The sequence below is a fragment of the Myxococcus sp. AM010 genome (assembly GCF_013372585.1).
Classification (GTDB): Bacteria; Myxococcota; Myxococcia; order Myxococcales; family Myxococcaceae; genus Myxococcus; species Myxococcus vastator.
In genome coordinates this window covers 1-22522 of record NZ_JABXEO010000083.1, presented here as the reverse complement: position 1 = coordinate 22522, position 22522 = coordinate 1, and the positions used below count along the sequence as shown (strand labels likewise).

Genomic DNA, 22522 nt, shown 5'->3' with positions numbered 1-22522 from the left:
ATAACGCATGTTATCGGACCTTCTTTCATAGAGGGAGAGGCCTCGTCGTGGACGGTTATCCGCGGCCCCATTGCCACCAACCCACGGCCCGGCTGGCTGGCCGGCACTCGGTGCTTTCCGGCCTTCACTCCGGCGCATACGGTGGTCAGCACATGCGTCTTCTTCGATTCGGACTCGTCGCCGCCACCTGCTGTGGCGCTCTCGTCCTCTCGGGTTGTCCCGACAAGCCGGCCGCCGTTCCGGACTCCGGCGTCGCCGAGGCGCCTCAGGCCCCCGCGCCGCCACCGCCGACCCGCTTCTCGCTCAGCTACCAGGCCTTGCCTGACGCGCCGGTCGCGGCAGCCGCCAATGACGCGGGCGTCGCCGACGACGCTGGAGTCGCTATCGCGGGCCTCAAGGAAATCGCCGCGGCCCCCGATGACGTCTCCGTCATCGAGCCCACGACGCTCCTGGAGCTCCGGACGACCCGCCCGCTCAAGAACTACCGCGTGCGCCTGTTCGACGAAGCCGACCGGGCCATGGTGTCTGATGACGACGTCGAGGAATCCGAGGCCGGCCTCGTCTACCGAATCCAGCTGCCGCAGCCGCTCAAGTCCGGCTTCAAGTACACCCTGGTCGTGGAGGCGCAGACTGGCACCGCGTTCACCGACGGCCTGGGCCGTGACGTCGACGAGTTCCGCCAGGCCCTTCAAATCGCTGGCGAAAAGGAAAAGCCAGCCCCGCCGCCCAAGCCCGCCGGCAAGAAGAAACGCCGCTGAGCCTGGGCGGTCCGGGACAGACTTTGACTCAGCGATCCGCGACCGGCGGCAGGCCGAGTGAGTTCTTCAGCTCCCGCAGCTTGGCCTGGATGAGCTTCATGTTCTGGGGCCCCATGCGCAGCAGATGCTTCTGCGCGGTGCTCAGGTCCTCGAGCTCCGGCGCCGCATAGGCATAGAGCGCGCCCTCCGGCACGACTTCCACCGGGCCTTCCTGCGCGGGCACCTTGAGCAGATGTTGGATGGCCGCGCTCAGGGAGCTGCTGAACGTCTGTCCCGGCGGCGCAATCTCCGCGTGGGCCTGGTCAATCGCCGGCTTCAGCTCGCGGTACACGCTGGCCGCGGCCTGCGTGTCGATGGAGCCCATCACGCGAGCCACGGTGTCGTAGCGCGCGTAGCTGGCCGGGTCGATGACCGTGGTGCCGTCCACCTGGGTCACCTGGAAAGCCCCCGTGGGCGCCAGGAACCCGAGCACCGTGCGCGGGCTCGAACCGTCCGCGATGTTGTTCACCGCGGCCGTGAAGCGCCGGACCAGGTCCTTCTCGTTCATCCACCGCGCGAGCTCGGGTTCAGGCGAGAGCTGGCTCGCCAGGCTGCGGACCTCGGCGTCCCGCTCCGGCAGCGACGTTTCTGGCATCGTCGGGGGTGCCGCGGCTGTCTCGCCAGCGGGCTCCGTCGGAACCACGGGCACCTCCGCCGGACGCGACTCCTGACGCCGCAGACCAAAATACGACGCCACCAACGCCAGGCCCGCCAGCCCCAGGACGACGGCCAGCGTCTTGCCCTTGGAGCGCGGTGCGGATTCGGGAACCTCGGCCGGCGTCGGATTCGTCGGGTCGTTCATTCATTCCTCCGTAGGTGGACCCTTCAACCTACAAACGCCCCCCCAGGTCATTCCACCGGACCGCGCCACTTCGCGCGCGCAGATGTTCACCGTCCGGTACTCACGCATGCACGGCTGCTTCCAGGACGGCGAACCGGGCACAGTCACCCTGCCCGCTCAGCCGTCCTGCTCCATGGCTCGGACGCGAGCAAGCGTCTGCAGATCCCGCTCGGTCGGCCCCAGCTCCAAGATGATGCGGCTCACGTCGTAAAGCACGTCGCCACGCTCGAAGACTGGCAGCCGGGGAACATCCTGGTTCAGCTCGTCTGCGCCGCGGTTGTACGCCACGTCCATCAGCGTCCGGAGCTGGAAGGCATCGTAGAGGTTGTACTCGACGAGGAACCGGAGGGCCTCCACGTCACCTCTGCGCTGGTACGCGCGCCACAGCAGCACCGCGTCGTAGCCATTCACGCCCTTCATGTGGGGCGGACGCTCGGCGCCAATCTTCCCTTCGATTTCCTTCAGCCCGCCGCCCATGCCCAGCCGCCGCGTCACGAACCGCAAGTCGATGTGCGCGTCCGGCACCGGAAAGTGCCCCGGGCCGAAGTAGTTACGCAGGACGGGCACGTCGAAGCACGAGCCGTTGAAGGTCACCCACAGCCGGCGCGCCGCCATGGCCTCCGGCAGCGCGTCCATGTTCCGGCCCTGGATGAAGACGTGAAGGCCCTTCGAATCGAACAGGCTCACCACCGTCGGCGCCTGGGCCTCTCTGCCGTCCGTCTCGATATCGAAATAGACGGCGTCGTCCTGGAACTCCGGGTACAGCCGCCAGTGCTCCCGGCTGGGGAGCAGCTCCGCCAGCTTGCGCAAGTCCCGGCGGGCCAGCGCGTCCTTCGCCTCGGCGATGCGCGCCCGCGCCACGTCGTCGGACTTCCGGTTGATCGCCACCCCCTGGCCCGCTTCCGGAAAGTCCTCCCAGGTGCGGATGCCGCGGGACCACAGGTCCTTCTCACGCCAGGGGCCGACGCTGGGGATGTGCTGGAACGTCCGCTGCAGCATCAATCGAGCGCGCCCAACCTTCCCGCCACCAGGTCGTCCAGGAGCGGGATGTCCGCCTCGCAGAACGGCAGTGACTGCATCTGCGCTGGCGTGTGGAACGCCAGCGCATGGGCGCCCAGGGGCCGGGGCTCACCCGAGACAATCCAGGACAGGTACAGCACCAGCTCCACCGTCAGGTCCGGGTAGGTGTGCTGGCCTTCCCAGAGCCGCCGGCCCACGGCGAGCTCCACGTCCAGCTCCTCGCGGCACTCACGGGCCAGCGCGGCCTCGTCCGTCTCCCCGGCCTCCACCTTGCCGCCGGGGAACTCCCACAGCAAGGCGCGGCTTCCACCGGGGAGCCGCTGCTGCACCAGGAACTGACGTCCATCCTCCGGCCGCGGAATCAGCGCCGCGACCACGCGGACCGTCCTGCGAGCCGGCGCCGTCACCCGTCAATCCCGTTCATGTCCAGGGAGTACAGGTAGCCGTTGTTCGACAACACGAACAGCTGCCTGCCCGCGACGAAAGGCGGCGCGGTGACGCCGCTCCCGGGGTTCCACGACACGCGCGAGCGCCCCGTCTTCGGCTCCAGGAACAGCAGCGAACGGGACGTGGGCACGAGCAGCATTCCCTGGGCGAACACCGGAGCGAAGGCCGCTCGGTCCCCCAGGGGGTGCGACCAGAGGAGCCGTCCCGTCTCCGCAAGGTAGGCATCCACCCGGCCGTCGCCCGAGGCGAAGAGCACCTGGCCACTCACCAGCAGCGATGTCATGCCGGCCACGGAGGTGTTCCACACCAGGTCGCCCGACTCCGACTCGAGCGCGAAGATGCCGCTCTTGTACGACGTGACGTAGAGCTGCCCGTTGGCGTCCATCACCGGGCTGCTGTCCACGTCCAGGAACTCGGAGCCCGGACCGGACAGCGAGCGCTCCCAGGTGACGCCGCCGTCGTCGACGCTGAGCGCCACCACGAAGCCGTCGGAGAAGCCGATGTAGGCCACGCCTTCGCGCACCAGGGGCCGCGAAGCGCCGCGGACGGTGAAGCCGGTGGGTGGATCCCGGCGGTACTGCCAGGCCCACTGCCCATCCGCGAGCTTCACCGCGAAGAGCGTATCGCTCTCCGAGGCCACGAGCACCAGGCCGTTCACGACCACGGGCACCGTGGCCAGGGCCTCGCCCGCGACGTACTTCCACTTCTCCTCGCCCGAGGCGACGTCCAGCGCGTACAGCACGCCGTCACCGCCCGGAATGTAGGCCACGCCGTCCACCACCCGGGGCCCGGCGCTGAAGCGGCTGCCCGTCTTGTACGTCCACTTCACCTGGCCGTCGGGACCCACGCCGCGGGCGAACCCGTCCCGCGTGAGCGCGACGGCCGTCCGGCTGACGGCGTCATAGGCCGGCGTCGCCGTCTCACGCGGCCCGTACTCCAGCGTCTGCGCGGGCGCGAGCGGCGTCCACCAGTTGACGGAGAAGTACTCCAACGGCGTGTTCGACGGCGGCCGGGGCAGCTCCGGATTGCCGTAGTACCGCGCGCCGCTGCAGCCGCCCAGAAGCCCTGCCGCCACGGCGCCACCCAACCAACGCTTCCAGCTCACGAGCCGCATCGTCATGGCGTGTGTTTCTAACCTGCGTCCGGAGCGGGTGCAGCCGCCGGAGCCTCCGGGGCGGGAACCTTCACACCTTCGGAGGCCAGCACCGCCAGGCGCTCACCGGCCTGACGCGCAGCCGCCGTGTTCGGCTGCGCCGTGGTCAGCTTCGACAGCACCTGGGCCGCCTCTTCCTTCTTGCCCAGGAGGATGAGCATCCGGGCCTTGTGGTAGTCGCCCATGCCCAGCAGGAACGGGCCCCCCGCGGCGCCCATCTGCTCGAAGGCCTTGATGGCGTCCTCGTACTTGCCGTCCGCCTCGAGCGCGTAGCCCTGGCCCTCGAGGGCCTCCGCGCGGAGCGGATCGTTCTGGGGCGCGCCCTTGAGGTACTCGCCGAAGGCCGCCTGCGCCGCGGCGTAGTTGCCCAGCCGGAACTGCGCCTTGCCCTCGGCCAGGGCGGCCGTCGCCGCGGACGGGGTGCCGCCGTGCGCCGCGCGGAACTCGCCCAGCGCCTTCACCACGGCCTCGTCGCGCTCCTTCACCGTCTTGAAGGGGGGCTCGGTCTCACCGGGCTGCGCGGGCTCCACGCCCTCCACGGGCCGGTCGAGCACGGTCAGCGCCTGTCCCAGCGCCTGGGCGGCCTTCTCCTCGCCGCGCTTGGACACCTCGCTGGCGATGGCGACGCCCACGCCGCCCAGGATGAGCACGCCCGCGGCGAGCCCGATGATCTTCTGGCGCTGCGCAAGCCAGTCGCTCGCCTCGGTGCCCGCCTTCTGGAAGGTGTCCGGCTGGCTGAGCTCTTTCTGGCGAATCTTCTCGGTCTTGGTGGTTCCGGCCACGTCTGGAAACCTCTTTTAAAGAGCGGCGCACTGTATGGAGCGCGCGCCGCGAGTGTCAACGCACTGACGCCTCAGCGCTTCCCCTGGCGCTGCGGCCGCTTGCGGGCCTCGCGCTTGGCCTGCCCGGGCCGGCCCTTGAAGATGAGCCGGATGGGCACGCGCAGGTCGAACGTCTTGCGCAGCTGGTTGGTGATGTACCGCCTGTACATGTCCGGAACGCCGTCCGGATGGTTCACGGTGATGGTGAAGGTCGGCGGCGCCGCGGCCACCTGGGCGATGTAGTACATGCGCAGCGGCTTGCCCCGGACGATGGGCGCCGGGTGGTTGTCCACCATGTGCTCCAGCAGCCGGTTGAGCTGCGGGGTGGGCGCCCGGAAGCGGAACTGGTCGGCGAGCTCCGTCGCCACGTCCACGACCTTCTCCACCTTGGAGCCCGTCAGCGCGGAGGTGAAGAGGATGGGCGCGTAGCCCACGAACTTGAGCGAGTGCTTGAGGGACTCGCGGAAGGTCTCCTGGCGGCGCTGGTCGGCGCCCACCAGGTCCCACTTGTTCACCACGATGACCAGGGCGCGGCCCCGCTCCTCGGCCAGGCCCGCCAGCTTGGCGTCCTGGTCCACCGCCGGCTCCATGGCGTCCATCAACAGCACCGCCACGTCGCTGCGCTCCATCACCTTGAGCGCGGCCACCACGGAGAACTGCTCCACGCGCTGGGCAATGGACTTCTTGCGCCGGATGCCCGCCGTGTCGGTGAGCAGCAGCTTGCGGCCCTTGTACGTGAGCTCGGAGTCCACCGGGTCCCGCGTCGTGCCCGCCACCTCGCTGGCCACCACCCGCTTCTCCTTCAGGATGGCGTTGACCAGGGTGCTCTTGCCCACGTTGGGCCGGCCGATGATGGCCATGCGGATGATGCCGTCGTCTGGCGGCGCCTCCGCGTCCTCGCCCTCTTCCTTGGGCGGCAGCCTGGCCACGACGGAGTCGAACAGCTCCTGCATGCCCAGGCTGTGCTCGGCGGACAGCGCCTGCACGTCGCCCAGGCCCAGGCGGTAGAACTCACCGGCCAGCGCCTGCATCTGCCCGGACGTGTTGTCCAGCTTGTTGGCGGCCAGCACCACCGGCTTGCCGCTCTTGCGCAGGTAGTTGGCCACGGCCTCGTCCGCGGGCGTGAGGCCCGCCCGGCCGTCGGTGACGAAGACGATGACGTCGCACTCGTCCACGGCCAGCTGCGCCTGCTCCCGCACCTGCTGGAGGAGCTGATCCTCGTCACCGGGCACGAAGCCGCCGGTGTCGATGAAGGTGAACTTGCGGCCTTCCCACTCCGCGTCCGCGTAGTGGCGGTCCCGCGTCACGCCGGGCTCGTCCTGCACCAGCGCGACGCGCCGGCCCACCAGCCGGTTGAACAGCGTGCTCTTGCCCACGTTGGGGCGTCCGACGATTGCGACCAGGGGCTTCATTTCAGTCGTATCCCAGCTTCTTGAGGCCTTCGGGGCGCTCGCTCCAACGCGGTTCCACGCGGACGCGCAGGTCCAGATACACGTGCGCGCCCAGCAACCGCTGCACGGACTTGCGCGCGTCGGTGCCAATGGTCTTCAGCATCTGCCCCTGTTTGCCGATGATGATGGCCTTCTGGCTGTCGCGCTCCACGAAGATGGACGCGGCGATGCGGATGAGCCCGCCCAGTTGGTTCGGCGGCGTGCCCGGCCGGGGCTCGCGCTCGGATTCGTCGAAGATGTCCACCACCACGGCCGTGGAGTACGGAATCTCCTGGCGGCAGTGCCGCAGCACCTGCTCGCGGATGTACTCGGCCGCCAGCACGCGCTCCTGCTGGTCGGTGAGCATGTCCTCGTCGAAGACATTCTCGCCTTCCGGCAGGTGCTCCAGGACGGTGTGGAACAGCCGCTCCACCCCGTCCTTCTCCCGGGCGGAGATGGGGACCACCTCCGCGAAGGGGAACTCCTGGCGGTACAGGTCGATGAGGGGCAGCAGCTGCCCCTTGGCGACGCTGTCGATCTTGTTGATGACCAGGAAGGTCGGCTTGCCGATCTTCTGCAGCCGCTCGAGGATGGCGCGGTTGCCTGGGCTCACCTCGGGCTTCTCACTGGCCGGCGGCTCGATGAGGAAGAGGACCAGTTCCACCTCCTCCGCCGCCTGGAGGGCCACCTCGACCATGTAGCGGTTCAGCTCGCCCTTGGCCTGGTGGATGCCCGGCGTGTCGATGAACGCCACCTGCCCTTCCGGACGGGTGACGACGCCGAGGATGCGGTTGCGCGTCGTCTGCGGCTTGGGGGAGACAATGGCGATTTTTTCGCCGGTCAGTGCATTGAGCAGCGTGCTCTTGCCCACGTTGGGGCGCCCGATGAGGGCGGCGAAGCCGCTGCGGTGTGTCTTGGGGGGGGCCATTGCTTCGGAGGTGATCTGGGACGCCGCGCACCGCGGAGGCCCGAAAAGGGAACGTCTGGACAGCGCCTATACCAGCCCACCGCCCGTCCGGTCATGCCAGGACGGGCGGCGAGTGGACAGGCTACGGCTGGGTCGTGGAGATGGTCAGCTTGTTGATGACGACATCCTGGCGCGGGCAGTCCCGCCCGTCGCGCGGCGCGCCGGCGATCTTCTCCACCACGTCGTAGCCGCTGAGCACCTCACCGAAGATGGTGTGCTTGTTGTTGAGGTAGGTCGGCTTGGACGTGGTGATGAAGAACTGGCTGCCGTTGGTGTTAGGGCGGCCGACGTTCGCCGTGGCCAGCAGGCCCACTTTGTCGAAGGTCCGGCCGCTCTGGTACTCGTCCTCCACGTTGAAGCCCGGGCCACCGCTGCCGCTGCCGGTGGGGTCTCCGCCCTGAATCATGAAGCCCGGAATCACGCGGTGGAAGATGATGCCATCGTAGTAGGGGCGCTGGGTCTTCTCACCCGTCTTCGGATCCTGGAAGGGCAGCTCGCCCGTCGCCAGGCCCACGAAGCTGCTCACCGTCTTCGGCGCGTCCTTCGCGAACAGCTTCACCACGATCTGCCCCTCCGTGGTGTCGAAGGTGGCGTAAAGGTCATTGCCCGCGCGGGCCTCGTCCAACATTCCCATGCTACCCTCCCGTGTGGGGACCCGTCCGAAGACGAGCCCGGTCATGTGTCACGGCCTTGGTGAAACCGTCTTCGCGCCCGCGTCCTTCTGGGGCGCCGCTTCCTTGCTCGCCGCGGGGGCCGTCACGCCCTTGGGAGCCTTGTCGCCCAGCAGCACGCGGGTGAGTACCACCGCGGTGCGCGGGCGGTCCCGGTTGTCCCGGGGCACGTTGCTGATCTTCTCCACCACGTCGTAGCCGCTGAGCACCTCACCGAAGATGGTGTGCTTGCCGCCCAGGTGCCTGGGCGTGGAGGTGGTGATGAAGAACTGGCTGCCGTTGGTGTTGGGCCCCGCGTTGGCCATGGCCAGCAGGCCCGGCTTGTCGAAGGTCCGGCCGCTCTGGAACTCGTCCGCAAAGCGGTAGCCCGGGTCGCCGAAGCCGCTCCCCGTGGGGTCTCCACCCTGAATCATGAAGCCTGGAATCACCCGGTGGAACACCGTGCCGTCATACAGCGGCTTCTTGGCCATCTTCTCCGTCTTCGGGTCCCGCCATTCCTTCTCACCGGCGGCCAGCCCCACGAAGTTGGCCACCGTCCTGGGCGCGTCCTTGGCGAAGAGCCGGACGACGATGGCGCCCTCGCTCGTCTGGAGCGTGGCGTACAGGTCCTTGCCGGCCGCGGCCTTCCGCGTCCACTTGCCGGAGTCAGCGGCGAGGACGGAGCCCGCCAGCAGGCAGGTCACCAGCGCGAGCGTCTTTCGGAGGGAGGCGGGGGGCATGTCGGCGCGGCACCTTACGCGCCGCCCCCTGCCCCATCCAAGGGGTTTCACGCCGGGGTGTCGTGTCGTGGCGTTCCGGGCGGGGGGGAGGTGGGACACGCGGCGTCTTCCCGCAGCTTCTCCAGCGTCGCCTGCGCGGCGGACTGCTCCGCCTCCTTCTTGCTGCGGCCGGAGGCCCGGGCGAAGGCCGTCTCCCCCAGCATCAGCTCCACCTCGAACACCTTGGAGTGTTCCGGACCGGACTCGGAAACCACCCGGTAGCGGGGCTGGAGCTTGAGCCGCTCGTGGGCCAGCTCCTGGAGCAGCGTCTTGTAGTCGAGCCGCCCCTGGCCGTTGGAGACCTCGTCCAGCAGGTCCGCGAAGTACCGGTCCACCAGCGCCACCGCGGCGTCCAGCCCGCTGGTGAGGAACACCGCGCCGAAGACGGCCTCCAGGGCGTCCGCCAGGACGGAGTTCTTCTCCCGGCCGCCGGACATGAGTTCGCCCCGGCCCAGCAGCAGCAGGTCGCCCAGGGGAATGGTCCGGGCCACGCGGGCCAGGCCATCCTCGTTGACGACGCGGGCGCGCATCTTGGTCAGGTCGCCTTCGGGCAGGCCGGGGCAGCGCGCCATCAACCGGTGGCTGACAGCCAGGTTGACCACCGAGTCGCCCAGGAACTCCAGGCGCTGGTTGTCCTTCAGCTCCTTGTCCCGCGTCTCGTTGACGTACGTCTTGTGCGTCAGGGCCTCCAGCGCCGTCTCCATCCGGGAGAAGCTCAACCCCAACCGCGACTCCAGCAACTGAACCCGCTCCAACGGGCTCATCTTGTCCGCACCACTCAACGCATCACTCCTGAGGCGCGTCCGGGCCCACCAGCCTCACGGCCGCGGGAGGGACCCTCAGCAGGTCCGCCACCATCCGCACGATGCCTGGAAACTCATCCAGTTCGAACCGCCCCGCCCACTCCTTCCCCTGGGGACCCGCCAGCAGTCCCCGGAAGGTGCGACCCGCCACCCTCGCGGCGGCGAAGCGGTACGGACGGCCCTCCACCTGCAACTGCGCCAGCAGCTCCAGGCTGCTACGAGGAGGCACCAACGCCTCCGCGCCGAACTTCTCCACGATGTCGGAGAAGCGCACCAGCCCGGCGCCCACTGGCGCGGCCTGCGGGCGGCTCGCCGGCTCTCCAAAGAGCGCGACCAGGTAGCCCGTCAGCGCCGCGCGCTCGCGGAACTCCGACAGCTCCAGCGTGTGGCCGCTGCCCGTGGGAAGGTCTTCTTTTCCCCGGGCCACGCGGGCCACGCGGAAGTTGCCCAGCCGGTCCGACACCAGCGTGACGACCAGCTCCCCGTCCACCACGTCCGTGGCCAGCTCCAGCGTCTCCGGCTCCACGCGCGGCGTCAGCCCCAGCACCTGGAGCTCCGCCGAGCGGCGCTGGACGTGGAAGATGTGCTCGTTGAACGCGTCCGCGAGCAGCGCCTCGATGTCGGCCACGTCGCTGAGCGCGCCCACCAGGATGGGCGCCAGCCCCACCACTGCGGGCGGCGCGATGGGGATGAGACGGTCCCCCATCACCTGGAAGGTCACCTCCGGGATGAACGCCCGGGTGACGGGATTGACCAGCGGGGACGACTCCAGGTCCAGCACCGCCTCGGTGCCGGCCGCGTCCTCCCGCAACTGCAGCCCGAGGCCTTCCAGCCGCGCGGTGTCCATCAAGCCCCTTTGAAGGTTTCTCGGGCGATGATTGTACGCTGGATCTCGCTGGTGCCCTCGCCGATCTCACACAGCTTGGCGTCGCGCAGGTAGCGCTCGACGGGGAACTCGCGGGTGTAACCGTACCCACCGTGGATCTGCACGGCCTTGTTGCACGCCCGCATGGCCGCCTCGGAGGCGAACAGCTTCCCCATGGAGGCCTCCCTCGAATAGGGCTTGCCCTCGTCGGCCAGCTTCGCCGCGCGGTGGACCAGGAGCCGCGCGGCGTCCAGCTCCGTCTTCATGTCCGCCATCATCCAGCGCAGGCCCTGGAACTCGCTGATGGGCTGGCCGAACGCGGTGCGCTCGCGCGAGTAACCAATGGACTCCTCCAGGGCGCCCCGGCCCAGGCCCACCGCCAGCGCGCCAATGGTGATGCGGCCGCGGTCCAAAATCTTCATCGTGTCGATGAAGCCGTGGTCCAGCTCGCCCACGCGAGCCGAGTCCGGCAGCTCCACGTTCTCCAGGATGAGCTCGGCCGTGTCCGACGAGCGCATGCCCAGCTTCCCGTGGATGGGGCGCTGGCTGAAGCCCGGCTGGCCCTTCTCCAGCAGGAAGGCGGTGATGCCCTTCTGTCGCTTCTGCGGCGAGGTGACGGCCAGCACCACGAACACGTCCCCCACCGTGCCCTGGGTGATGAACATCTTCGCGCCGTTGAGCACCCAGCCGTCGCCCTTGCGCACGGCCGTGGTCTTCATGCTCGACGCGTCCGAGCCGGACCCGGGCTCCGTCAGGCCCCACGCGCCCAGGTACTCACCGGTGGCGAGCCTGGGCAGGTACTTCTGGCGCTGCGCGTCCGAGCCGAACACGCGCAGGTGGCTGGTGCCCAGGCCATTGTGGCTGGCCACCGTCAGCGCGAGCGAGCCGTCGTAGCGGGCGATCTCCTCCACCGCCACCGCCACGGCGAGCGAGTCCATGGCCGCTCCGCCGAACTCCTCGGCGACCAGCATGCCCATCACTCCAAGCTGCCCCAGCTCCCGGACGACCTCCATGGGGAACTTCTCGTCCTTGTCCCACTCGCGGGCATACGGCTTCACCCGCCGTTCGCAGAAGTCACGGAGGGAGGACTGGAGGGCGCGATGGCTTTCAGGAAGGTCAAAATCCATGGTCAGCAGGATCTATAGCAGACGGCCCAGGCGCAGCCCGGGCCTTGGAGGTGGGGTAACGCTACCTACTCAAACCGGATAGACGCCGTGTTTCTTTTCCGCACGGGGCTGCTGCCGCTGCGAGTAGACGCCGTAGCGCTGGGTGAGCTCTTGACGCAGCCGGTCACCCGGGACGATGTCGTCAATGACGAGCTCGCTGGCCAGCTTGTAGATGTCCACGTCCTGCTTGTACTCGTCGCGCAGCTTCTGGACGTAGGCGGGCCGCTCGGCCTCCGGCAGCTCTTGAATCTTGTTGTAGTAGACGGCGTTCACCGCCGCCTCCGGGCCCATGACGGCGATCATCGCGCCGGGCAGCGCGATGGTGGCGTCCGGAGCGAAGCCGGGGCCGCTCATGGCGTAGAGGCCGGCGCCGTAGGCCTTGCGGACCACCACGCAGATACGGGGCACGCTGGCCTCGGACACGGCGGAGATCATCTTCGCGCCGGCGCGGATGATGCCCGCGCGCTCCACCTTGGTGCCAATCATGAAGCCCGGCACGTCCGCCAGGTAGAGCAGCGGGATGTTGAAGGCATCACACAGCCAGATGAAGCGGGCCGCCTTGTCCGCGCTGTCAACGAAGAGCACGCCGCCCTTGTACTTGGGCTGGTTGGCGACGATGCCCACCGGGCGGCCGTCGATGCGGGCCAGGCCGGTGACGAGCTCCTGGGCGAAGAGCTTCTTCACCTCGAACCAGCTGCCCTCGTCGATGAGCTCGTTGATGAGCTCATGCATGTTGAAGGGCTTGTTCTGGTCGACGGGGACGATCTCCTCCACCTTCTTGCCGCTGGCCTTGGGGGCCTTGGGCTCGGCGCGCGGCGGCGTCTGGGAGAAGTTCTCCGGGAAGTAGCCGATGTACTTCTTCGCCGCCTCGATGGCCTCCTGCTCCGTCTTCACCAGCACGTCGCCCACGCCGGAGACGGAGCAGTGCATCTTCGCGCCGCCCATCTCCTCCAGGGTCACCTTCTCGCCGATGACCATCTCCGCCATGCGCGGGCTGCCCAGGTACATGGAGGCATTGCCTTCCACCATGATGACCAGGTCGCAGAACGCGGGGATGTACGCGCCACCGGCGGCGGACGGCCCGAAGAGCAGGCACACCTGCGGCACGAAGCCTGACATGTGCACCTCGTTGTAGAAGATGCGGCCGGCGCCCCGGCGACCGGGGAACATCTCCACCTGGTCGGTGATGCGGGCACCCGCCGAGTCCACCAGGTAGAACAGCGGGCAGCGCAGGTCGCGGGCCGTCTCCTGGATGCGGAGGATCTTCTCCACCGTGCGGGCGCCCCAGCTCCCGGCCTTCACCGTGGAGTCGTTGGCCATGATGGCCACGGTGCGCCCGGCCACCTTGCCCACGCCGATGACGACCCCATCCGAGGGCAGGTCCGGGTCCAGGTTGTTGGCGAGCTTCGCGTCCTCCACGAAGGAGCCTTCATCCACCAGCAGGCGGATGCGCTCGCGGGCGAAGAGCTTGCCCGCCTCCGTGTTCTTCGCGTGGTACTTCTGCGAGCCACCCTTCTCCACCTGGGCGATCTTCTCCAGCAGTCTCGAGTCTTGGGACATGGCCCGTGGCACATAGCAGAAAGGGCTACGGCTGGCTGCCTTCTCGCTGGGGGACCGGCGCGGCGTGACAGGCAGACGACGCACCGCACAGAACAGTCCCCGCGGGGGATGCCGCTCCAGGCTCCCCTGCCTACCTTGGTGCGTAACGGGGGCGCGCTCGCGAGTGACGCGCACCCGGCAACCATCGGGCCCAGGAGGGACGCATGTTCGCAGCGAAGAAAGGCAAGTGGATGGCCAAGGGAATCGCCCGGAGCGACCTGTACCGCAAGTGGCTGGCCCACAAGCTCATCAATGACCTGCCGCGCGTGGCGCGGAACCGCTGGGATGACTTCGAGCCGGATGACGTGCTGCGGCATGTGGGATTGACGACCTACAAGCCGGCGCGCGCGGGCCTGGGCAGCCTGGGCGTCTTCCTCCTCGGCGTGGCCGCGGGTGGCGTGGCGGCCCTGCTGATGGCCCCGAAGACGGGCACCGAGCTGCGGACCACCGTGAAGGACAAGGCCTCCGCCTACATGAACAAGCAGCACGTCAACCTGGGCCAGGAGCGCACCGCGAACGCCTGAGCGGCGCGCGCGGCCTTCGGGCCATGACGTGATGAACCTTCGGGGACGGGGCACCGGCGCGGACCGGGCCTTCCGTCCCCGACCTCTTTCGTGCGGGCTAGCGGCCCTTGTAGACGGGGGCGCGCTTCTCCGCGAAGGCGCGCAGGCCCTCCAGCCGGTCCTCCGTCTTGAGGATCTCCTCGTACTTGCGCAGCTCCAGCGCCAGCGCGTCGTCCAGCTCCAGGCCCGTGCCCTCGTCGATGGCGTGCTTGGCCGTGGCCACGGCGATGGGCGCGTTCTCCACCACCGACTCCGCCACCCCGTACGCCACGGCCAGCAGGTGGCCCTCCGGCGCCAGCCGGTTCACCAGGCCCACGCTGAAGGCCTCGGCGGCGTTGACGCGGCGGGCGGTGAGGATGAGGTCCTTGGCGCGGCCCGGACCCACCAGGCGCGCCAGGCGCTGCGTGCCTCCGCCGCCGGGGATGATGCCCAGCTTCACCTCGGTGAGGCCCAGCTCCGCGGCCGGGGCCGCCACGCGCAAGTCACACGCGAGCGCCAGCTCCGTGCCACCGCCGAAGGCCGCGCCGTTGATGGCGGCGATGAAGACGCAGTCGCTCTTCTCGAGCGCGCGGAAGGTGCGGCGCAGTCCGTCCAGGAAGGCGCGGACCTCGTCCTCGGCCATGGTGGCGCGCTCCTTCAGGTCGGCGCCGGCGCAGAAGGCCTTGTCGCCCGCGCCGGTGATGACGACGGCGCGCACGTCTCGATTGGAAGACACGCGGGTCACCAGCTCGCCCAGCTCCTTCAGCATGGCGCGGCTGATGGCATTGCGGCGGCTCTCGCCGTCGATGGTCCAGATTTCGATGGGACCGCGTGCGTCGACCTTGAATTCCGGCATGTTCGCTCCCCTTTCCCGGCCTGGCAGGCGGGCTGCGCTGGGCCGCGGCAGAGTGCGTCCATAAGCCGGGTCTGGCAAGGCGGAAACGGTTAGCATGGGAGACATGGCCACGCCTCCGCGCTTCATCTCGCACCGACTCTCCCGGTGGGCCCCCTGGCTGCCCGCCATCGCCTACGTGGCGCTCCTGCTCCCGCTCGAAGCCCTGGGGCGCGGCGGCGGCGGCGAGCACTACTCCCGCCCCTCGTCCGGCAACGGCGGTGGCCGCGGCGGCGGAGACGGGGACGGCGTCGCGCTCTGGGTCGTCTACCAGCTCTTCAGCCTCGTCTGGCGCTACCCCAAGGTCATGCTGCCGCTGCTCTGCGTTGGCGGCGTCGTGTACTGGCTGTACCGCCGCAACCTGCACCCGGACGCCACCACGAAGCGCGCCCTGGAGCAGCGCGAGGCGTACCAGCGCACCCAGGTATCCCAGCGGGACGTGCAGGGCTGGGTGAACGCCCTCCGGCTGAAGGACCCCGCCTTCGCGCTGGCGCCGATGCTGGAGAAGACGAAGTGGCTGTTCATGGAGCTGCAGCAGGCGTGGTTCCTCCGGGACATGACGCCGGTGCGGCCCTTCCTGTCGGACGCCACCTTCCAGCGCTTCGGTGTCCAGTTGGAGCTGATGCGCGCGCAGGGCGTGCGGGACGCCATCACCGACTTCGAGGTGCTGGAGCTCCAGCTCATCGGCCTGGACCAGAGCCCGTGGTTCGACAGCATCCACGTCCGGGTCCACGCGCGGATGCGCGACACCGACGTGCCCGTGTCCTTCACCGACGCGCAGGCCACCGAGGCCGCGCGCAAGGCCCCCAACGAGGCCTTCACGGAGGTCTGGACCTTCGTGCGCAAGCCGGGGGCGCAGACGCGCGTGGGCGCGGACCTGTTCCAGGGCAAATGCCCCAACTGCGGCGCGCCCTTCAACGGCGGCGCGGCCAACACCTGCGAGTTCTGCGGCGCGGTGGTGAACTCCGGCAACTACGACTGGACGCTGTCCGAAATCACGCAGGGCATCGAGCACGCGCCGTACCACAAGACGGTGGACGGGCTGATGCAGGCGCGCGAGGCCGACCCGGCGCTCAACCTGGAGATGCTGGAGGACCGCGCGTCGCTGCTGTTCTGGAAGTGGATTGACGCGCAGAGCCGCCGGGACATGAAGCCGCTGGCCAAGGTGGCCCGGGCGGACCTGGTGCAGCGGCTGGAGTCGGAGCTGGAGGCGCTGGGACGACAGGGCCGCCGCCGCATGTTCCTGGAGTGCGCCGTGGGCTCCGCGGACGTGCGCGCCTTCCAGGTGAATCCCCAGGGCGACGACGTGGCGCACGTGGAGCTTCGCTGGAGCGCGCGCATGGGCATCGGGGCCATCAAGGAGCCGCCCTCCTCCCGGGCCACCGTGCCCCAGCGCCACATCTTCACGCTGACGCGCAAGCACGGCGCGAAGACGAACACCGCCAACGGCATGTCCACGGACCGCTGCCCGCAGTGCAACGCGCCCCTGACGAACAGCGCCGCCACGGACTGCGAATACTGCGGCACGCCGCTGTCTACCGGTGAGCGCGACTGGGTGCTCGCGGAGGCGCGCACGTTCGAGGCGTGGAACGCGGACGAGGACGCGCGGTTCCGGACCCTCCCCCCGCGCAGGGCCGCGCCGCGACAGGGCATGGGTGGCCCGGCCGCTGCGCCCCGGCCCGAGGACGCGGTGATGGATGTCCAGGAGCGGCAGCGCCTGCTGTACATGATGGCCGCCATCGCCGCCGCCGACGGCGAGGTGACGTCCGCGGAGCGCAAGCTGCTGAAGCTGTGCGCGGAGCGCTGGGGCGTGGTGTGGGACAACGTGGAGCTGGCGCTGAGCATGGGGCCCCAGCTCTTCGACCGCCTGGCGGCGAAGGGCAGCCCCGAGGCGGAGGTGTTCCTGCGCAACATCGTGGAGATGGCGCTGGTGGACGGCCGCATCGACCGCAAGGAGCGGCGGATGCTGGAGCGCGCCGCCGCCCACCTCGGGCTTGAGGACCGGCTGGCGTCGTTGATTGACGGGCGGTAGGGCCCCTCCCTGGAGCACCTCGCGCCCGAGCGTCGCCTCGGGCGCGAGCGCCGGAGGCGTCAGGAGCGGTGCGCCGCCCCGCCACCGGGCGCCGCGTCCCCTTCCGCGCCCTGGTAGGTCTCAATGACGCCCTGGACGCGGCCCGTCACCCCGCGAAGTGTCTGGGCGGCGGTGGTCGTCTGTTCGACCCGCCCCAGCGTCTGCTTCATCATCGTGGACAGCTCATCCACCGCGCCGGAGATCTGCGCCACGCCCGCGGCCTGCCGCGCCACCGCCGCTGAAACCTGCTGCACCCCGTCGGTGCTGGTGCGCAGCATGATGGACAGGCCGCGCAGACGCTCCCCGGACGCGCGCACCACCTCGATGTCCTGTGCCATCCGGTCCGCGCCCTTCAGGGAGAGCTCCACGACGTGCTGGAGCGACTGGTGCGCGGTGTCCAGGATGCCGCTCACCTGCCCCGCCGCCCGGACGGATTGCCGCGCGAGCCGCCGCATCTCCGTGGCCACCACCGCGAAGCCCTTGCCGTGCTCCCCCGCGCGCGCCGCCTCGATGGCCGCGTTCACCGCCACCATGTGAGACTGGTCCGCCAGGTCCTTCACCGCCAGGGTGACGCTGGAGAGCCGCCGCGTCTGGCCGTCCAGGCCGCGCAGGAGCCCGGCCATCTCCATCACCTGCGCGCGGATGGCCTCCAAGCCCTCCATGCTCTGGCCCAGCATGGCCTCGGCGTCGGCCCCCACGTCCCCCGCCTGGAGCGTGGAGGCGAGGATGGCGTCCGCCTGACGCGAGGCCGTGGACGACGCCCGCTGCATCTCGTTCGTCGCCGCCTGCGTCTGCGTGAGCGCCGCGGACTGACGCGACAGCATCGCGCGCTGGTCATCCGTGCTCGACACGAGCGAATGGGTCGCCTCCGTCAACGCCCGCGCCGAGTCCACCAGCGGCTCAACCACCCGCGTGCGGACCTCCCCCTGCGACAGCTCCAGCCACGCCTGCCGCGCCGCCAGCTCCCGGGCATCCTTCACCGCGCCGCGCCCGCCAATCACGAGGAACACGTTCTCGAACACCACCCAGGCGATGTGCTCCCACGCGCGCCAGGGACTGGCGGCCTCCACGCCGAAGATGGACACGGGCCAGTACAGGCCGCGAAGCAGGTGGTCCGCCGCCACCAGCGCCGAGTACAGGAACAGCACGCGCACGTCCCGGTACATGGCCAGCAGCGCCAGGGTGCCGAAGATGTGGAAGTGCGTTTCGATGCGCCCATCCGTCAAGTGGATGAGCAGCCCCGACACCAGCGCCTGCGCCGTGGCGATGACGAACCGCGTGGCCTCCCGCCCCGGCAGGGTCCACGCCATGGCTACCGGCAGGCTCGCCAGCAGGGTCCCCAACCCCGCCGCCGCCCAGACGTGGGGATGGACCTGACTGGACGTCCCGCTCCAGGTCCGAGGGGACAGCAGCAGGGCCACCACCAGCCCGGCGATCCACTGAAGCACCATCAGCACGGCGAACATCCGGTCCGTGCGGCGGCCCAGCGCCTCCTGGTTCGCCTCGAACAACGACCGCGAACGTCGCGCGAGGACGTCGGCATCGAGCGAAACGTTCATCCGGCACTTCCTGTCGAGGCAGCAGGTGGGGTTGAAACGACCCCAAGCCTATCCGCGCATCACCTCGAAGCGTAAGTCCGGACGGAATTTTTCAATGATAACCGACTACTAGGACTACCGGGTGCATCGCGACCCCCATGCTTCACGGAGCCCGCTCACGTCTGGGCCCGGCGGGTGGCCTTCTTCTCGCGCTCGCCCAGGGCGGCCTGGAGGTACTTGCCCGCCAGCTTCCGGCCGATGAGCTCCTGGGCAATCTCCCCGGCCTCCACCAGCCGGTCCAGGTTGATGCCCGTGTCCACGCCCATGCCATGGAGCATGAAGACGGCGTCCTCGGTGGCCAGGTTCCCCGCGGCGCCCGGGGCATAGGGACACCCCCCCAGGCCGCCGATGCTGGCGTCGAACGTCGTCACGCCCGCGGACAGGCCCACCAGCGCGTTCGCCAGCGCGGTGCCGCGCGTGTCGTGCAGGTGCAGCGCCAGCTTCTCCACGGGGAGGTGCTTCAGCAGCGCCTCCAGGAGGTTTTCCGTCTGGCGCGGCGTGCCGATGCCAATCGTGTCTCCCAGGCTGAGCTGGTAGATGCCCGCGTCCACGAGCCGCCGGCAGATGTCCACCACGCGCTCCACCGGGACGTCGCCCTCATAGGGGCAGCCCCAGACGGTGGACAGGTAGCCGCGCACGCGCATGCCCGCCTGGAGCGCGGAGGCCGTCACCTCGCGCGCCCCCACCACGGCCTCGGCGATGCTCTTGTTGATGTTCTTCTTCGAGTGCGCCTCGGAGGCGGAGATGAAGACGGCGGCCTCCTCCAGGCCCGCCTCCTTCGCGCGCTCCAGGCCCTTGAGGTTGGGCACCAGCGCGGAGAACACGACGCCCTCGCGCCGGCCCACCAGCCGCAGCAGCTCCTCGGCGTCCGCGAGCTGGGGAATCCACTTGGGTGACACGAACGACGTCACCTCGATGCGCTTCTCCCCCGCGGCCACCAGCGCGTTGATGAGGCGCGCCTTGTCCCGCGTGGGCAGCGTGCGCAGCTCGTTCTGCAAGCCGTCCCGGGGGCCGACTTCGTAGACGTCGACCTGCCTGGGCAACTGGCCCAGCCAGCCCAACCTCGCCCTGGAGTGTTCCTTCAGCTCAGCCATGGCGCCGCTCCGCTCCCACAATCAGGTCGGTTGACTGCGCGTCCAGCGGCTCACCCGCCAGGCCACCGTGCACCCAGACAACGGAAAACCCCGTGCTTTCCAACAGCCGCACCCAATCCGCAAGGGGATAGTAACGAAGGGAATAGGATGCGCGCAGGCATCGCCCCTCCGGGGAGGTCAGCGTCCGCTGTCCCTCGTCCCGCCCCGTCGAGGCGTCGAAGCAGCTCTCCTCCTCCAGGACGCTTCCATCCGGCAGCGTCTCGCGGAAGGCCGCCCGGGGGGACGCCGCCAGTCGCTCAAACGGCACCGTCTGGAACACCCACCGTCCTCCTGGCCGCAGCACGCGCGCGACCTCGCGGAGGATGTGCATGTGCTCGCCATCCGTGAAGGCGGCCAGCGTCGAGTACCAGGCATAGGCCCCCGCCAGGGACGCCTCGCGAAACGGCAGGGCCCGCAAGTCTCCCTGGACCGCCGGGAAGCCCGGGCGCCGCATGGCCAGGGACAGCGCGTCCAACTCCAGCCCGATGACGCGCCCCGCCAGAGGCCCCGCTGCGTTCAACCGCGCCGCGTGACGGCCATGACCGCACCCCAGGTCCACCACCGGCGCCGGCCCCGCCACGTCCGCGAAGGCCCGGGCCAGGTAGTCCACCTCGCGCGCGGTGACGGCCTCCGACAGGAACGGCAGCGTGCTGCGCAGGTAGAGCTCCCCGAAGAAGCTCATCGCGACGGCAGGCCCGCGCGCAGGCGCCGCACGGCTTCGTCCAGCACCGCCTCCGTCTTGCAGAAGGCGAAGCGGGCCAGCCCCTGCCCCAGGTGCCGGTGCTGGGGGCCATAGAAGACGCTGGGCGGAATGGCCGCCACGCCCACCTCGGACACCAGGTGGCGGCAGAAGGCCACGTCATCGGCGAAGCCCTGGCGCGCGATGTCCGCGAGGATGAAGTAGCTGCCCTCCGGGGCGAACGCCGTCAGCCCGGCCTCGCGCAGCCCGGTGAGCAGCCGCTCCCGCTTCGCCGCGTAGGACGCCGTCAGCGCCGTGAAGTACGCGTCCGGCAGCCGCAGCGCCTCCGCCATGGCGGCCTGCAGCGGCGCGGCGGTGGCGAAGGTCACGAACTGGTGGGCCCGCTGCACCGCGTCCCGCAGCGGCGGCGGCGCGATGACCCAGCCCACCTTCCAGCCCGTGAGGCTGAACGTCTTCCCGCCGCTGCTCACCGTCACGGTGCGCTCGGCCAGCCCGGGCAGCGTGGCCGGACGCAGGTGGCGCGCGGGCGCGAAGACGATGTGCTCGTACACCTCGTCGGAGAGGACCTTCACGTCGAACTCGGCGCACAGCTCGCCCAGGAACGTCAGCTCGTCGCGGGTGAACACCTTCCCCGTCGGGTTGTGCGGCGTGTTGAGGATGAGCAGCCGGGTGCGCGGACCGAAGGCGGCGCGGACCTCGTCCCGGTCGAACCACCACTGCGCGTGGTCCGCGTCCGGCGGGCGCAGCGGCACGAAGCGCGCGGTGGCCCCCACGAAGGTGATGTTGGCGTCGTAGGAGTCGTAGAAGGGCTCGAAGGCGACCACCTCGTCGCCCGGGTCCACCAGCCCCAGCAGCGTGTCGAGGATGGCCTCGGTGGCGCCGCTCGTCACCGTCACCATGGTGTCCGGGTCCACCGCCTGGCCGTGGAAGCGCGCCGAGTGCTCGGCGATGGCCACGCGCAGCTCCCGGGCGCCCGCGCCCATGGCGTACTGATTGCCCCCGTCGCGGATGGCGCGCCGCGCTGCTTCCTTGATGGCCTCTGGGCCGTCGAAGTCCGGGAACCCCTGCCCCAGGTTCACCGCGCCGTGGCGGGCGGCCAGGGCGCTGAACTCAGAGAAGACGGTGGTGGCGAACCGGGTGACTCGCTGCGCGGCTACGGGCCTGGACATGGACGTCGGCTCCTCGCGCCGCGAACCGGCCGGGCGCTCAGGGCCTGACGATAGCGTCCACCGGCACGGAACGCGCGTCCTTCACCACTTCCCGCTGGCGGGCCGCCCGGGAGACGCCCAGCGCCAGCCCCGTCACCACCATGACCATGGGCACCGCGCAGAGCAGGTCCGTGGCGTAGTGGAAGCGGCCCACTAGCGTGGCCGCGATGAGCCCCAGGCCCGGCAGCAACATCACCCAGAAGACGCGGCGGGAGAACCGCCACGCGTAATACAGCACCAGCAGCGTGGCGCCGGTGTGTCCCGACGGGAAGCAGTCACGCGCGAACAGCGGCTTGCGCATGAGCGAGTCCAGCAGCGGCGTCAGCGTTCCACGCAGCGGCCCATCGAACGCGTCGATGAGGAAGTAGCGTGGCCCCACCGCGGGCACCAGCACATAGGCCGCGTAGTTGAGACAGAAGAGCAGCCCCAGCGCGGTGAGGTATTCGTTGTACTCCGCGCCGCCCGGGCGCCGGTAGAGCACCAGCCCCATCACCAGCGCCCAGATGAAGTGGCCGTAGTAGCAGACCAGCAGGATGTCGTTGAGCCACGCCGGGACGACGCGCGACAGCACCACCGCCGCCTGCATGCCGAAGAGCCGCTGGTCGGCCGCCACCAGCTGCGCGTCCTTGAGGAGGGGGTTCACCGTGTCCACCACGGGAGCCAGCCAGTCATGCGTCAGCACCGCCGTGGGCAGCAGCCACCAGTCCGCGAGGACGTGGAGCCACCGGTGCCCCGGGAATGACGCGGCCAGCGTGCGGAGCACGAGCGGCCCCACGCCCATCAGCGCGAACAACCCCGCGCAGCGCAGCGCCCCCGGCGCCCAGCGGCCCGGCCCCAGCAGGAGCAGCGCCGCCAGCGCGCAGGACACGACGACGATGAGGTCCACGGTGGTCAACTGGACCCGCACCTCACCACCGCGAACGCTTTGGGAAACCCAGGCACTCACGCCGACTTACGCTCCCCCGGCGGCGCGGCTCGCGCGCCAGAATCGCCGAGTTCGAGGCTCTGAACGACCGCCCCCTTCCCCGCCACCCCATTCT

At 69.8% G+C, this 22522-nt stretch carries 22 protein-coding genes; 3 read left to right on the top strand and 19 right to left on the bottom strand.

What is annotated here, in order from left to right:
* Positions 1 to 152 precede the first annotated feature (152 nt).
* Positions 153 to 758, top strand: coding sequence for a hypothetical protein (locus HV826_RS29380; protein ID WP_176420362.1), 606 nt, complete (start codon positions 153 to 155; stop codon positions 756 to 758).
* Positions 759 to 786: 28 nt separating this feature from the next.
* On the opposite strand, the gene HV826_RS29375 is transcribed toward HV826_RS29380, so the two are convergent.
* The 13 genes from HV826_RS29375 to HV826_RS29315 form a co-directional block, all read right to left on the bottom strand.
* The gene (locus tag HV826_RS29375; RefSeq protein ID WP_176420360.1) at positions 787 to 1599 is read right to left on the bottom strand and encodes a DUF3014 domain-containing protein; all 813 of its coding nucleotides are present in this window, start codon (positions 1597 to 1599) and stop codon (positions 787 to 789) included.
* A 156-nt stretch (positions 1600 to 1755) separates the two neighbouring features.
* On the bottom strand, positions 1756 to 2637 hold the full coding sequence (locus tag HV826_RS29370) for a ribonuclease H-like domain-containing protein (protein WP_176420358.1): 882 nt from the start codon (positions 2635 to 2637) through the stop codon (positions 1756 to 1758).
* Entirely contained in the window at positions 2637 to 3065 is a 429-nt protein-coding gene (locus HV826_RS29365) for a (deoxy)nucleoside triphosphate pyrophosphohydrolase (protein ID WP_368671016.1), read from the bottom strand. The genes HV826_RS29370 and HV826_RS29365 overlap by 1 nt, the downstream gene beginning before the upstream one ends.
* Positions 3062 to 4225 carry a PQQ-binding-like beta-propeller repeat protein gene (locus HV826_RS29360; protein WP_176420356.1) on the bottom strand — a complete coding sequence of 388 codons (1164 nt, stop codon included), beginning with the start codon at positions 4223 to 4225 and terminating at the stop codon, positions 3062 to 3064. Before HV826_RS29360 ends, HV826_RS29365 begins: the two co-directional genes overlap by 4 nt.
* 11 nt (positions 4226 to 4236) lie before the next feature.
* The gene (locus HV826_RS29355) at positions 4237 to 5040 is read right to left on the bottom strand and encodes a tetratricopeptide repeat protein (RefSeq protein ID WP_176420354.1); all 804 of its coding nucleotides are present in this window, start codon (positions 5038 to 5040) and stop codon (positions 4237 to 4239) included.
* Between the two features lie 71 nt (positions 5041 to 5111).
* Positions 5112 to 6491 carry a ribosome biogenesis GTPase Der gene (der, locus tag HV826_RS29350; protein WP_176420352.1) on the bottom strand — a complete coding sequence of 460 codons (1380 nt, stop codon included), beginning with the start codon at positions 6489 to 6491 and terminating at the stop codon, positions 5112 to 5114.
* A 1-nt stretch (position 6492) separates the two neighbouring features.
* Positions 6493 to 7437 carry a GTPase Era gene (gene era / locus HV826_RS29345; RefSeq protein ID WP_176420350.1) on the bottom strand — a complete coding sequence of 315 codons (945 nt, stop codon included), beginning with the start codon at positions 7435 to 7437 and terminating at the stop codon, positions 6493 to 6495.
* A 121-nt stretch (positions 7438 to 7558) separates the two neighbouring features.
* Positions 7559 to 8155, bottom strand: coding sequence for a peptidylprolyl isomerase (locus tag HV826_RS29340; RefSeq protein WP_176420348.1), 597 nt, complete (start codon positions 8153 to 8155; stop codon positions 7559 to 7561).
* A 3-nt stretch (positions 8156 to 8158) separates the two neighbouring features.
* Positions 8159 to 8866: a peptidylprolyl isomerase gene (locus HV826_RS29335; RefSeq protein WP_176420346.1), complete on the bottom strand. Its 708-nt coding sequence runs from the start codon at positions 8864 to 8866 to the stop codon at positions 8159 to 8161.
* 47 nt (positions 8867 to 8913) lie between these two features.
* Complete coding sequence (rnc, locus tag HV826_RS29330) at positions 8914 to 9669, bottom strand: ribonuclease III (RefSeq protein ID WP_176420376.1); 756 nt, start codon at positions 9667 to 9669, stop codon at positions 8914 to 8916.
* A gap of 22 nt (positions 9670 to 9691) precedes the next feature.
* On the bottom strand, positions 9692 to 10555 hold the full coding sequence (locus HV826_RS29325; protein WP_176420345.1) for a hypothetical protein: 864 nt from the start codon (positions 10553 to 10555) through the stop codon (positions 9692 to 9694).
* Positions 10555 to 11700, bottom strand: a complete 1146-nt coding sequence (locus tag HV826_RS29320) for an acyl-CoA dehydrogenase family protein (RefSeq protein WP_176420344.1) — start codon at positions 11698 to 11700, stop codon at positions 10555 to 10557. The genes HV826_RS29325 and HV826_RS29320 overlap by 1 nt, the downstream gene beginning before the upstream one ends.
* 69 nt (positions 11701 to 11769) lie before the next feature.
* Complete coding sequence (locus tag HV826_RS29315; RefSeq protein WP_176420342.1) at positions 11770 to 13299, bottom strand: acyl-CoA carboxylase subunit beta; 1530 nt, start codon at positions 13297 to 13299, stop codon at positions 11770 to 11772.
* 203 nt (positions 13300 to 13502) lie between these two features.
* Between HV826_RS29315 and HV826_RS29310 the strand changes: the two genes are divergently transcribed.
* Positions 13503 to 13862 (top strand): YtxH domain-containing protein, encoded by a 360-nt coding sequence (locus tag HV826_RS29310; RefSeq protein ID WP_176420340.1) that lies wholly within the window; start codon positions 13503 to 13505, stop codon positions 13860 to 13862.
* A 97-nt stretch (positions 13863 to 13959) separates the two neighbouring features.
* Here HV826_RS29310 and HV826_RS29305 read toward each other — a convergent pair whose 3' ends face one another.
* Complete coding sequence (locus HV826_RS29305) at positions 13960 to 14736, bottom strand: enoyl-CoA hydratase-related protein (protein WP_176420338.1); 777 nt, start codon at positions 14734 to 14736, stop codon at positions 13960 to 13962.
* Between the two features lie 103 nt (positions 14737 to 14839).
* Between HV826_RS29305 and HV826_RS29300 the strand changes: the two genes are divergently transcribed.
* Positions 14840 to 16804 carry a TIM44-like domain-containing protein gene (locus HV826_RS29300; RefSeq protein ID WP_176420336.1) on the top strand — a complete coding sequence of 655 codons (1965 nt, stop codon included), beginning with the start codon at positions 14840 to 14842 and terminating at the stop codon, positions 16802 to 16804.
* 59 nt (positions 16805 to 16863) lie between these two features.
* On the opposite strand, the gene HV826_RS29295 is transcribed toward HV826_RS29300, so the two are convergent.
* The 5 genes from HV826_RS29295 to HV826_RS29275 form a co-directional block, all read right to left on the bottom strand.
* Positions 16864 to 18402 carry a methyl-accepting chemotaxis protein gene (locus tag HV826_RS29295; protein ID WP_176420334.1) on the bottom strand — a complete coding sequence of 513 codons (1539 nt, stop codon included), beginning with the start codon at positions 18400 to 18402 and terminating at the stop codon, positions 16864 to 16866.
* Positions 18403 to 18557: 155 nt separating this feature from the next.
* The gene (locus tag HV826_RS29290) at positions 18558 to 19535 is read right to left on the bottom strand and encodes a hydroxymethylglutaryl-CoA lyase (protein ID WP_176420332.1); all 978 of its coding nucleotides are present in this window, start codon (positions 19533 to 19535) and stop codon (positions 18558 to 18560) included.
* Complete coding sequence (locus HV826_RS29285) at positions 19528 to 20256, bottom strand: class I SAM-dependent methyltransferase (protein ID WP_176420330.1); 729 nt, start codon at positions 20254 to 20256, stop codon at positions 19528 to 19530. The genes HV826_RS29290 and HV826_RS29285 overlap by 8 nt, the downstream gene beginning before the upstream one ends.
* The gene (locus HV826_RS29280) at positions 20253 to 21443 is read right to left on the bottom strand and encodes an aminotransferase class I/II-fold pyridoxal phosphate-dependent enzyme (RefSeq protein WP_176420328.1); all 1191 of its coding nucleotides are present in this window, start codon (positions 21441 to 21443) and stop codon (positions 20253 to 20255) included. Before HV826_RS29280 ends, HV826_RS29285 begins: the two co-directional genes overlap by 4 nt.
* A 37-nt stretch (positions 21444 to 21480) precedes the next feature.
* Positions 21481 to 22389, bottom strand: a complete 909-nt coding sequence (locus HV826_RS29275) for a phosphatase PAP2 family protein (RefSeq protein WP_176420326.1) — start codon at positions 22387 to 22389, stop codon at positions 21481 to 21483.
* Between the last annotated feature and the right edge of the window lie 133 nt (positions 22390 to 22522).

Coding starts and splice junctions, on each gene's coding strand:
- rnc (WP_176420376.1), bottom strand. CDS start 9,669: ATGAGCCCGTTGGAGCGGGTTCAGTTGCTGGAGTCGCGGTTGGGGTTG.
- HV826_RS29370 (WP_176420358.1), bottom strand. CDS start 2,637: ATGCTGCAGCGGACGTTCCAGCACATCCCCAGCGTCGGCCCCTGGCGT.
- der (WP_176420352.1), bottom strand. CDS start 6,491: ATGAAGCCCCTGGTCGCAATCGTCGGACGCCCCAACGTGGGCAAGAGC.
- HV826_RS29325 (WP_176420345.1), bottom strand. CDS start 10,555: ATGGACACCGCGCGGCTGGAAGGCCTCGGGCTGCAGTTGCGGGAGGAC.
- HV826_RS29380 (WP_176420362.1), top strand. CDS start 153: ATGCGTCTTCTTCGATTCGGACTCGTCGCCGCCACCTGCTGTGGCGCT.
- era (WP_176420350.1), bottom strand. CDS start 7,437: ATGGCCCCCCCCAAGACACACCGCAGCGGCTTCGCCGCCCTCATCGGG.
- HV826_RS29310 (WP_176420340.1), top strand. CDS start 13,503: ATGTTCGCAGCGAAGAAAGGCAAGTGGATGGCCAAGGGAATCGCCCGG.
- HV826_RS29340 (WP_176420348.1), bottom strand. CDS start 8,155: ATGACCGGGCTCGTCTTCGGACGGGTCCCCACACGGGAGGGTAGCATG.
- HV826_RS29320 (WP_176420344.1), bottom strand. CDS start 11,700: ATGGATTTTGACCTTCCTGAAAGCCATCGCGCCCTCCAGTCCTCCCTC.
- HV826_RS29280 (WP_176420328.1), bottom strand. CDS start 21,443: ATGTCCAGGCCCGTAGCCGCGCAGCGAGTCACCCGGTTCGCCACCACC.
- HV826_RS29375 (WP_176420360.1), bottom strand. CDS start 1,599: ATGAACGACCCGACGAATCCGACGCCGGCCGAGGTTCCCGAATCCGCA.
- HV826_RS29305 (WP_176420338.1), bottom strand. CDS start 14,736: ATGCCGGAATTCAAGGTCGACGCACGCGGTCCCATCGAAATCTGGACC.
- HV826_RS29290 (WP_176420332.1), bottom strand. CDS start 19,535: ATGGCTGAGCTGAAGGAACACTCCAGGGCGAGGTTGGGCTGGCTGGGC.
- HV826_RS29360 (WP_176420356.1), bottom strand. CDS start 4,225: ATGACGATGCGGCTCGTGAGCTGGAAGCGTTGGTTGGGTGGCGCCGTG.
- HV826_RS29285 (WP_176420330.1), bottom strand. CDS start 20,256: ATGAGCTTCTTCGGGGAGCTCTACCTGCGCAGCACGCTGCCGTTCCTG.
- HV826_RS29295 (WP_176420334.1), bottom strand. CDS start 18,402: ATGAACGTTTCGCTCGATGCCGACGTCCTCGCGCGACGTTCGCGGTCG.
- HV826_RS29335 (WP_176420346.1), bottom strand. CDS start 8,866: ATGCCCCCCGCCTCCCTCCGAAAGACGCTCGCGCTGGTGACCTGCCTG.
- HV826_RS29315 (WP_176420342.1), bottom strand. CDS start 13,299: ATGTCCCAAGACTCGAGACTGCTGGAGAAGATCGCCCAGGTGGAGAAG.
- HV826_RS29300 (WP_176420336.1), top strand. CDS start 14,840: ATGGCCACGCCTCCGCGCTTCATCTCGCACCGACTCTCCCGGTGGGCC.